This is a genomic window from Acidisoma sp. L85, assembly GCF_009765865.1.
Taxonomy (GTDB): Bacteria; Pseudomonadota; Alphaproteobacteria; order Acetobacterales; family Acetobacteraceae; genus Acidisoma.
The window spans coordinates 30,263-39,279 of sequence record NZ_LMUQ01000040.1 but is presented as its reverse complement, the minus strand read 5'-3'; the positions used below and the strand labels follow the sequence as shown (position 1 = coordinate 39,279).

Annotated in this window: 7 protein-coding genes and 1 pseudogene; 2 read left to right on the top strand and 6 right to left on the bottom strand. The window is 58.9% G+C overall.

Annotation, left to right across the window (positions count from 1 at the left end; translation table 11 throughout):
• Both GSQ83_RS31225 and GSQ83_RS12265 read left to right on the top strand, forming a co-directional pair.
• Positions 1-380: pseudogene (locus GSQ83_RS31225) on the top strand (KUP/HAK/KT family potassium transporter).
• 481 nt (positions 381-861) lie between these two features.
• Positions 862-2,160, top strand: coding sequence for an MFS transporter (locus GSQ83_RS12265; protein ID WP_254065643.1), 1,299 nt, complete (start codon positions 862-864; stop codon positions 2,158-2,160).
• A gap of 813 nt (positions 2,161-2,973) precedes the next feature.
• Here the strand turns inward: GSQ83_RS12265 and GSQ83_RS12260 are convergent.
• The 6 genes from GSQ83_RS12260 to GSQ83_RS12235 form a co-directional block, all read right to left on the bottom strand.
• Positions 2,974-3,186: a hypothetical protein gene (locus GSQ83_RS12260; RefSeq protein WP_158803184.1), complete on the bottom strand. Its 213-nt coding sequence runs from the start codon at positions 3,184-3,186 to the stop codon at positions 2,974-2,976.
• Between the two features lie 693 nt (positions 3,187-3,879).
• Positions 3,880-4,440 (bottom strand): DUF2493 domain-containing protein, encoded by a 561-nt coding sequence (locus GSQ83_RS31220; protein WP_158803183.1) that lies wholly within the window; start codon positions 4,438-4,440, stop codon positions 3,880-3,882.
• 471 nt (positions 4,441-4,911) lie between these two features.
• Positions 4,912-5,277, bottom strand: a complete 366-nt coding sequence (locus GSQ83_RS12250) for a response regulator (RefSeq protein WP_158803182.1) — start codon at positions 5,275-5,277, stop codon at positions 4,912-4,914.
• 1,461 nt (positions 5,278-6,738) lie between these two features.
• Positions 6,739-7,032: a TMEM175 family protein gene (locus GSQ83_RS31215; RefSeq protein WP_158803189.1), complete on the bottom strand. Its 294-nt coding sequence runs from the start codon at positions 7,030-7,032 to the stop codon at positions 6,739-6,741.
• 270 nt (positions 7,033-7,302) lie between these two features.
• On the bottom strand, positions 7,303-7,515 hold the full coding sequence (locus tag GSQ83_RS12240; protein ID WP_216850081.1) for a hypothetical protein: 213 nt from the start codon (positions 7,513-7,515) through the stop codon (positions 7,303-7,305).
• A gap of 167 nt (positions 7,516-7,682) precedes the next feature.
• On the bottom strand, positions 7,683-9,017 hold a 1,335-nt coding region (locus GSQ83_RS12235; protein WP_408839608.1), incomplete at its 5' end, for an ABC transporter permease subunit.

Below are 9,017 nucleotides of genomic sequence, written 5' to 3'. Positions count from 1 at the left end.
ATGAAGGCGCTGCAGGAGACAGTCGTAAGTTTGACTCTAGCCTTTGACGAGATCCCGCGCGTACCCGAGGAGAAGCGAGCCGAGGTCGAGCAGATAACCGACGGCCTGTGGCGCGTGACCGTAAGGTTTGGCTTCGTAGAAGTGCCGAGCTTGACGGTCGCCCTGGCCCTCGCCCAAAAGCAAGGCTCCCGCTGAACCTCGATTCCGCCATCTTCTTTGCGGCTCGCGACGAGATAGTGCGCAGCAAGGATCGACCTCGCCTTGACGGATGGCGGCGCATGATCTTCGCTTTCATGTATCGGAATGCCGTGCGGGTGCCGGATAGGTTCGACCTGCCCGCCGATAGATTTCTGGAAGTCGGCCGGCAAGTCGCCCTGTAGCGTTCGGCGTGAGGGATGCCCGGCTCTCACGCCCTTCGGGTTACTACGCGTAGTGGCCGAGCTGGCCAACGTCCATAAAGACGGTGAAAGTCACGGAGTTCGACAGTCTAAACGCGCGGGCTTCCAGTCGTGGAGCTGGTCAGCCGCGGAAGTGTCCCGTTTCACTCTCAACCCGGCCTGGATCGACGAGACGGGGAGGGACGGCCCTCGCCTTCTTCCATGGCGTCTGCCCCTTACTTATCAGTCAATATTAGCGCTTCTCCTTCTGACGCTGGCGTCCATGCGCGATGCGTGTTTTGGCCCGTGCAACGCGCAAGTGAAGCATTGAAAGCTATTCGGCGCAGTCAAACCGTCCTCGGTGACATGAGAAATAAAGGCGTAATGCAAGGTCAAATACTCTTTGGGGAAACCAGCTGAGGCCTTACAGTTTATCTGGCACTGACATTAAGCCTCCATAGAGGGGGCGCCGAGGAGATAGAGATTGTCGGATAATGCACCAACGCGTGCTTCTATTAGTCGCCTCGCTGACAACCAGCGTTGGGCGCGTCTCATCCCTATTGCGATGATCGTCTACATCATCTCTTTCATGGACCGAACCAACATCTCCTATGCCTTCGCCGGCATCGGGCATGACTTCCATGTCGGAAAGGCCCAACAGGGCTTTGCCGGCGGCATCTTCTTCGTCGGCTATATGCTGTTCCAGATCCCGGGTGGATGGCTTGCCGAACATTGGTCGGCCCGTAAATTCGTGGCCATCATGATCGTCTGCTGGGGTGTGATGGCCTTTCTTTGCGGCTTCGTTCACACCTTTGACCAGCTGGTCATCGTCCGCTTCTTCCTGGGCGTCGCCGAAGGCGGCATCTGGCCTGCTGTACTGGTGCTGATCAGCCATTGGTTCCCGGTTCAAGAACGCGCCCGCGCCTATGGTTTCTGGATGGCCAATCTCGCCATCTCCTCCATCATCACGCAGCCGCTTTCGGGTTGGATCGTCTCGGCCTCCGACTGGCGGACGCTCTTCATGGTTGAGGGCGCGCTGCCGTTCATTATCGCGCTGCCGCTCTGGCTGATCTTCATACGGGACCGGCCGCGTGAAGCGCCTTGGTGTTCGCCCGCCGAGCGCAACTATATCGAAAGCTCCATCGCGCAGGATCGCGCGCAGGAACCGCTGCCCGGCCCTTTCTGGGATATTTTCACAAACGCTACGATCTGGAAATTCGTCGGCGTCTATTTCCTCATCCAGGTCGGGTTCTACGGCCTCAACATGTGGCTGCCGACTCTGTTGAAAACATTGACGAAGCAAGGCTTCGGGACGGTCGGGTTGATCGCGGCGCTGCCTTATCTCACCGCCGTCGTCCTCCTGTTCCTCAACGGCTGGGCCGCGGATCGTAACCGCCTCTACAGCCGGCATGTGTTTTACGCGACGGCGACCGCCGCCATCGCTCTCATCATCTCGGTTCTTGTAGCCAAGACTAGCGTCGTGCTCTCGATCGTCTTCATCTGCCTCGCCGTCGGTGGCGCGCTGGCTTACGACGGGCCCTTTTGGGCCGCAGCCTCCCGCGTGCTGCCGGTCGCGCTTGCCGGCGGAGCGATGGGCTTCATCAACGCGCTCGGCAATCTCGGCGGCTATTTTGGGCCGTTCCTAGGTGGCTATCTGCAGGACCGCACGGGCAGTTTCACAGCGACCGCCGTGCTGTTCGCGGGCGCGCTGCTGATCTCCGGTCTTCTGGTGCTGACGATTCGGCTGCGGGACAAGCCCGCAGCGGCAGTACAACAGGGCTAGCGCCCGGTCTGCATGTATGACTTCGAGTCCTTTGTGATCTTCGACTAGCCTGACTGCCACATCGAGGCGCAGTGCCCAGCATGCAGGCGCTCCTCGACGGTGCCCACTAAGGTATTCGAGCGCGATCAGGCGCCGGCCGCTGATCAACTCGAAGTCAGGTGGGGCCCGAGTGTCGTTGACCCGAAGAGGCTCCGGCATAGGTTTCTACTCTGAGAACGATGATAGGACGCGCCCGTGTCGCCTTCGCCGACTGAGATGGCTGGATTACTGAGGCTGGAGGCCGAACTAGCGGCTGCGGAGGCTAAGCTCGTGCAATTGCATGAAACAGGCGATCGCTACGACGGCGAAGGCATGAAGCGCGCCGCTGATAAGGTCGAGAGGCTAAAGGCTGAACTGGGTTCACGCTACAGCGACGCAGCCACGGCCCCGGGGGCTAGGGCGCAGGAAGGTCGAGGACCATTAACTCGCCCCTAACGCGCGCGCTAGGAATCGTATTTTTGACTGCAGCCTCAGCCGTCTCGAACATTCCAGCACGACACGCGCAAACCCTGGGGAGCGGACCACAAGCGTCCACGTCTTCGCCGAGCGATGGGGGAGCCTGGCCAAGCCGATTCGGGAATCCCCCACGAGTCACCCTTAACGAGACTCGGTATTACACTCTGTGAGCCTCCTCGGAGCGACTATGTCTGCTTCACCATGTCGCTGCGCTGCCATTGATCGCAGCGGGAATCGTCGCGCTGGTCACTAGCGTCATAGGTTGGCTCGTCTTCGCTCGCTGGATGATCTCTCTTGTGCGTGAACCTCGAGCCGATTTCATTTCGGGGCATCTGACAGGAACTCCCACGCCCGCGAATTCAGAGTTTTATCTGTCACTCTAATTTCCAGCCCTGTGAACTCGAACTTGATCTCGACCTTTGGAATGAGCGAATTCAATACGACCGCCGCTTCGTTGCGCCCGGTTTTAGGATTGGGACCACGCCATCTCTGTTCTGGCCTGATGAGCGACGGTTTCGACTTCTTGTCCATGGACGGCTCTTCCTCTGGAGTAACCAGCATAGCGCAGAAACGTTCCAACGCCGATGCGCACCGTCGTCGTTGGGTCTGCTGTGCCCATTGACGGCACGATCATCCTGCTAACGTCGAATGCGGGTGGTCCTGAGATGAACCTCGCCTTCCCATCTGCCAAGGCCGACGCGGTGATGCCCCGCTCGAATCAATGGTTACTCGTAGGCGGCGTCAGGTCGAAATCAGCAACCGCCGCTCAATGGAGACCCTCGTCGCCGCGCACGAGCGGTTGCGGCACATCAAGCATCCGGGAGATCTCATTCAACGCGAGCTCGCGGATCAGCCATCAAACGAGCGAAAAGAAGCTCACGTCAATTGATTGGCTATTCAGGCGCGTCCATGACCTTGTGATGAAGCAGCCGCGTGACGTGCTGGAACACTCGATCCTAACGCCATAGCCGCTGCGTTGAGCTAGGGGGCTATCTGGCAAACTGATCTCGGAGGTTCGCGCCCAGCAAGCTGAAATTGCTGTTCTGAAGAAGCGTGTCGCCGAGCTAGAGGCCGAGAATAGCCTACTATGGGGAGCGATGCGCGCAAGGGGCGAGATGTTGCGGAAGTTGTTGCCTGAGGGTGAATGAGCTTAGGTCTCAGTACTATTTTTAGGGTCGGCGGCGCCGAGTTTCAAACTTCTGACAAGGGTGACTACAAGCTAAGTCACCGTTTGATGGGGACTGCATGAACCAAAATCTCTCTCGCAGGCCGGCGTCGATCGCGCGGCGGCCCCCATTCGTAACTTTCTCCGATCGGCACGTTGCTCGCCGGCTTATCAGTCGGGGGGAACGGCTTGGGCGAGGTCGCGCTTCGAAAAGGTGCGAGGTCGCTCGGAATGCGGTTCGCGCCGTTGCCGACCACATTCTCGAGCGACTCATCTGCGGGGTGCCAGATGGGAAGGCCGGCAACCGCCGCCTTAGCCAATAAGTCCATTGTTCCGGGCCCACCCGGGAAGGCAATCACCAAATGCGGCCTACCGTCAGCAATCATTAGGCCATTGCGAATGAAAATCGCTTGGTCGCCATGCCTGTCGTGATCCGGTGGATAGGATTTCGAGGGCACGCCAAATTTAACGGCCCACGTGCCCGCCAGCGCATCGGCTCCCGAGACGCCGCCGTGGACTAGTAGCAAAATTCCAAGAGAAAGGTGAACCTCTAACAAGGCTCTGCTAACGGAAGTAAAATCTGCGTATGAGCGCCCTCCGCACACTAAAACTCTCGACATTTAATAATACTCGATAGGATATTTATGAGCCGACTATCAGTGATTTCGCAAAAGAAAACAACAAGCATCTTTGACAGGAACGTTCCAATCTAGGAACTTCCTGGGCTGTCCTCGCGCGGCAACCCCGAAGTCCCGATTCTGCCCCGACAATTTGATGCGCAACCGAAAACTTGGTTGTGTCTGACATATGGTAGGAACGTTTACCTATGAGGCGCCCCTGCTCAGCACAAAGGCCTTAAGCCCTCTTGGTAGATCGCTGAGTTACTTAAAGCGCGTTCTGCCACGCGCCTCGAGCAAGGCGCCCGGATGGGCACTTTCTCTTCTCTATTGAATTGCCAGGCATTTGTTTGCAGCGCTGGTGGCGCTTGTTATGGAGCGACTCCTAGCCTTGGTCGATCTGACCTCCCGCTGGGGTTAGGCCGGGCGAGGGACTGCCTGTCGCCCGGCCTAACCCTAGGGAGGGCAGAGCCCTTAGGCGGCCAAACGCCGAATGCTGTTGACGATGTCTCTCACCCTGTAGGGTTTGGCGAAGAACACTGCGGCGGGGTCGAAGTCTTTCAAGCGGCTGGCAAGCTGTGGCGCGAAGCCAGATACGATTATCAGGATGATCGGAGGGTGATGGGTCCTGGCGTGCGTCGCAATATGAACACCGTCCATTTTGCCGGGCATTCTAACATCGGTGAATAGCACGTCGAAGAAATTGGGACCGACGAGCCGTAAAGCTGCCTCGTCACCATTCGAGGCCTCCTCAACGTCGAAGCCCTCGTCCCGCAAAGCCTCCGCGGCAGTCAGTCGTATCAGGTGCTCGTCTTCAACAAGCAATATGCGCAGCGTCAACCCCACAGGTTCCCTCCCCCCACAATCCGGCGCCAACTTCGGAGGCGCTATTTCTATCAATGGCTTAGGCCGCCGATTTCCATACACGACTGCGGCATTGAATGACGCCGAGGTATTCCCGAAAAATTCTCATGAGTCCGTGAGCTTTATTCTATACTGACCCTTCTCAAGGGAAGGTGTGGGTGCGCCGAACCACAGCGGCCGTTGAGCGTCAATCTGGCGGACGGCGAGATAGCGCCCGCCGCCCTGGGAATCCGGGCCGAGGCAGCGATGCGCAGGCGAATGGCGAAATCGTCTTTCTCCGAAGCGGCGGCAGATGCGGGACACCTCAAACGTCGAAGTTCAACTTTTTAAATCGCGTCGCGTACCTGTCCGTAACTGGAGGGTTTCATTACACCATTGCCAAACCATCTCGGCGGTAACGGGCCTGCCGTCGTCCAAAATAGTGAGTTTTACCCTCGCCGTAGAGCCTGAGCTCAGACGCCTGCGACGCGAGTTGGACAAGCATTGTAATAAATAGAATCCATCCCCAGGGGACGCTTCTTCGCGTGCGGGTCCATCACTCGCTTGCTCGCGTGACCGAGCCGGGAGATGAGCCCTATTTGACTACGAAGCAGTAGTATCGCGTGTTGATGCGGCTTGACCTGCGGAGGTAAAAGCAGCCGCGGCTGTCATAATCGAGCGCAGTCGATCCGGTGTCACAGGGCGCTCGGATCGTTGCCCGTCTGCTACGTTTGCCGACGTGAACAACGCTGTCGCAAATGAGTGTGATACTCGAAGTCCGTTAGATCGGCTTACCATGGTGAAGCGCGCGCTCGATTGCCGAAACGCCCCTATCCGCTCGATCGACATGGCATCGGTGGAGGCAAGCGGGAATAACTTATGGCGATCGGATTCAAGCAGATTTAGGATAGCTTAGGCTCAACAGGACCAGCCTTGCTTCCAGCGTGTTTTCTACGCATGAAATCTGACGAGTTCCCGCTTGCCCATTGTAGTCAGATCAGCGGATGTGCGCATCAGACGGCGCCAATAGGCGCGATTGTTGCGCTCGGCATCTTACAAAGCCCTGGCATGTCGAGATAGCATAGAGAACGTCAAGGGCGGCGAGCACAAATAGCACTCGGGAATCGGGTAAGGGCTCACTCATGGGCCCCTGCTCCCGGATGAGGGTGACATGCGTCAGGATCCTGAGAAAGAGGCCGCAGCGAAAGAAGTGCTGAATCTGCAAGAATGCACGGACGTCATTGTACAATGCAGTTCTCCCCCGTGCATGCTCGGCGAGCTAGACAACCTTTTCCGGGACTCTGGCAAGGACGAGGTCCCGGACCAGCCGGCAACTAAAGGCGCTCGAATGGTCGAATAGCTGGCGGCTGTAGTGCGGTTAGAGGAATGACGATAGCTTGGCACGCTCATCAAACACTGACAGATCGCCCACGCTCGCCTGATCCGACTACAGGCACTTTATTTGCAATCGATCACTAGAGTAGATTCTGAGTTTGCGAGCTGTGGCTTGCGGAGATCGCGACAGTGTCTTGTGCAGCGAGTGCTGAATCGGAGGTGTATTGGCAAGAAGAGGCCATTATAGATCGCGACCTGCATAGGCGAGCGAAGCTGCTCGGCCAAATGCGTTGTGGCGAACGGGATAAATGACATAGTGAAGAGCATCATGATGTTCGCCCATAGCGTACTGATGTCTACCTTCCGAGCCGATTTCACAAGATCGTGGTGGTTGACCCGGATGATTGCAATGAAAATTAAGCTCGTGGCATCAGACGCAGATTCGACATGATCTTGATGAGAGCAGCCGGGTCCGCTGTTGCCGGCGGCCTGGGTCTAAACACCGCAATCGTTTCGATGACCGAAGGGGCGCCTCCTCGGCGCCGCTCAGAGCTTCCCGAGGCGTGGCCGAATGACGCCCGAGGTTCGGTTTCACGAAGGGCCGCAGTTTCCATCTGATGAAGTAGCAGAGTTGGCAAGGCAAAGAACCCGCTCAATTGTCACGCCGCGATGGAGTCTATGCTACATTCAGTCGTCCTCGTAACCGTAGACCTCAGGCAGGATAAAGATTGCAGCGAGTAAACCCATGAGTGGAAAGACGGCGGTGAACAGCGTCGCATTTGCCTTTCCAATGGCACCGAATAAAACCGGGAACAGGAAGATGGCGAGGAAGCTCGGCGCCTTGACAAAGATATAGGCGAAGCCTGCTGCCGTGCCGCGGTATGCCTGCAGCCCATTCATGCGCTACGCCAACGCATGAATCGGCTCGGCCAGTTACGCGAGGTCACCCTTGGCGGGGTCAGAGCGTCGAAGTAGTTCGTGCGACATCAACGGAACGAAAGCCTGCTCCGCTAGAGTTCAGACGGAAAACTCGCCCAATCTGTTCTCGCCATCGGCAACGGTGCGCGTCACGTACGTCTGGCCTTGGATGTGCGCAGGGAGTAGCCCGCGACCGCGACCAGGGTCAGTCCGCCGGTCCAGACATACTGGTAGTAGGCAGACACGTGCATCAGGTTCAGCGCATTCTGCATGACGCCGACCGCGATGGCTCCGGCCAGCACACCGATCGCGGTTCCGCGTCCGCCGAGGACGCTAACGCCGCCGACCACGACAGCGGTGACGGAGGAGAGGGTGAAGGACGCCCCAGCCTGGGGATCGCCGCTGCCGATACGAGCCGCGATCAGCAGCCCCGCGGCGGCGGCACAGAGCGAACAGAAGACATAGGCACCCGCACGCACCAGCGCGGTGTTGATGCCGACAACGACGCTCGCTTCGGTGCTCGAACCCGCGCCGTAGAGACGTTGGCCCAGGCGACCGCGCAACAGCAGGAATTCGGCCACAACAAACAGCAACCCAACGACGAGCGCCGCCACCGGCACCGGCCCGATATTGCTGCTGAATGTATCCAGGAAGGTGTCGCTGACGAGGCCGCCGGGGCTTGGCCGGATGATCAGCGCCGCGCCAAAAACCACCGAATAAGTCGCAAGCGTCGCGATCAGGTCCGGGATCTTGAGGCGCACGATCAGGACGGCATTGACCAATCCGGTGACGAGGCCGGTGCCAAGCGCCGCCGCAATAGCGGCCCACATGGCGGTGGCGCCCTCAGTTACGGCGACGAAGGAGGTGAGGGCGGTCACCAAGCTGATGAGCGGCCCCACCGAGAGATCGATGCCCCCGAGTACAATGACGCAGAACTGACCAAGGGCCACGAGCGCAAGCGGTGCCACCTGCCCGGCTATATTCGAGAGGTTTCTGACCGAGAAGAAGAAGCTCGACACGTGCGAGGTGCCGATGCCGAGAGCAATGATCAGCACCGCTAGCAAAATTGCGCCGGCGTAGCGCGCGAACAGCGGACGCCGGTGTCGGCGAGCGGCGTGCACCACGGGCTCAGCGGCTGTAACGGCTTCGGCGGCGGTGGTGCCGGCTTCTGTCGCACTGCCGACGATCGCGTCCTCGGTCGCGTCGGTGCCGGCGATCTCCTGCACGACGCGCCCGCGTGAGAAGACCAGGATGCGGTCGCTGAGGCCGATCAACTCAAGGAGGTCGGAGGAGACGAGGATCACGGCGGCGCCAGCCTCAGCGAGAGACCGGATGCGCCGATAAATCTCGAGCTTCGTCGCGACATCGACGCCGCGCGTGGGATCCTCGAAGAGGAAGAGGCGCGGATTGCCGGCGGTCCAGCGCCCGAGCACGACCTTCTGCTGATTGCCCCCCGAAAGGTTGCGAACGATTTGCTCGGCGGA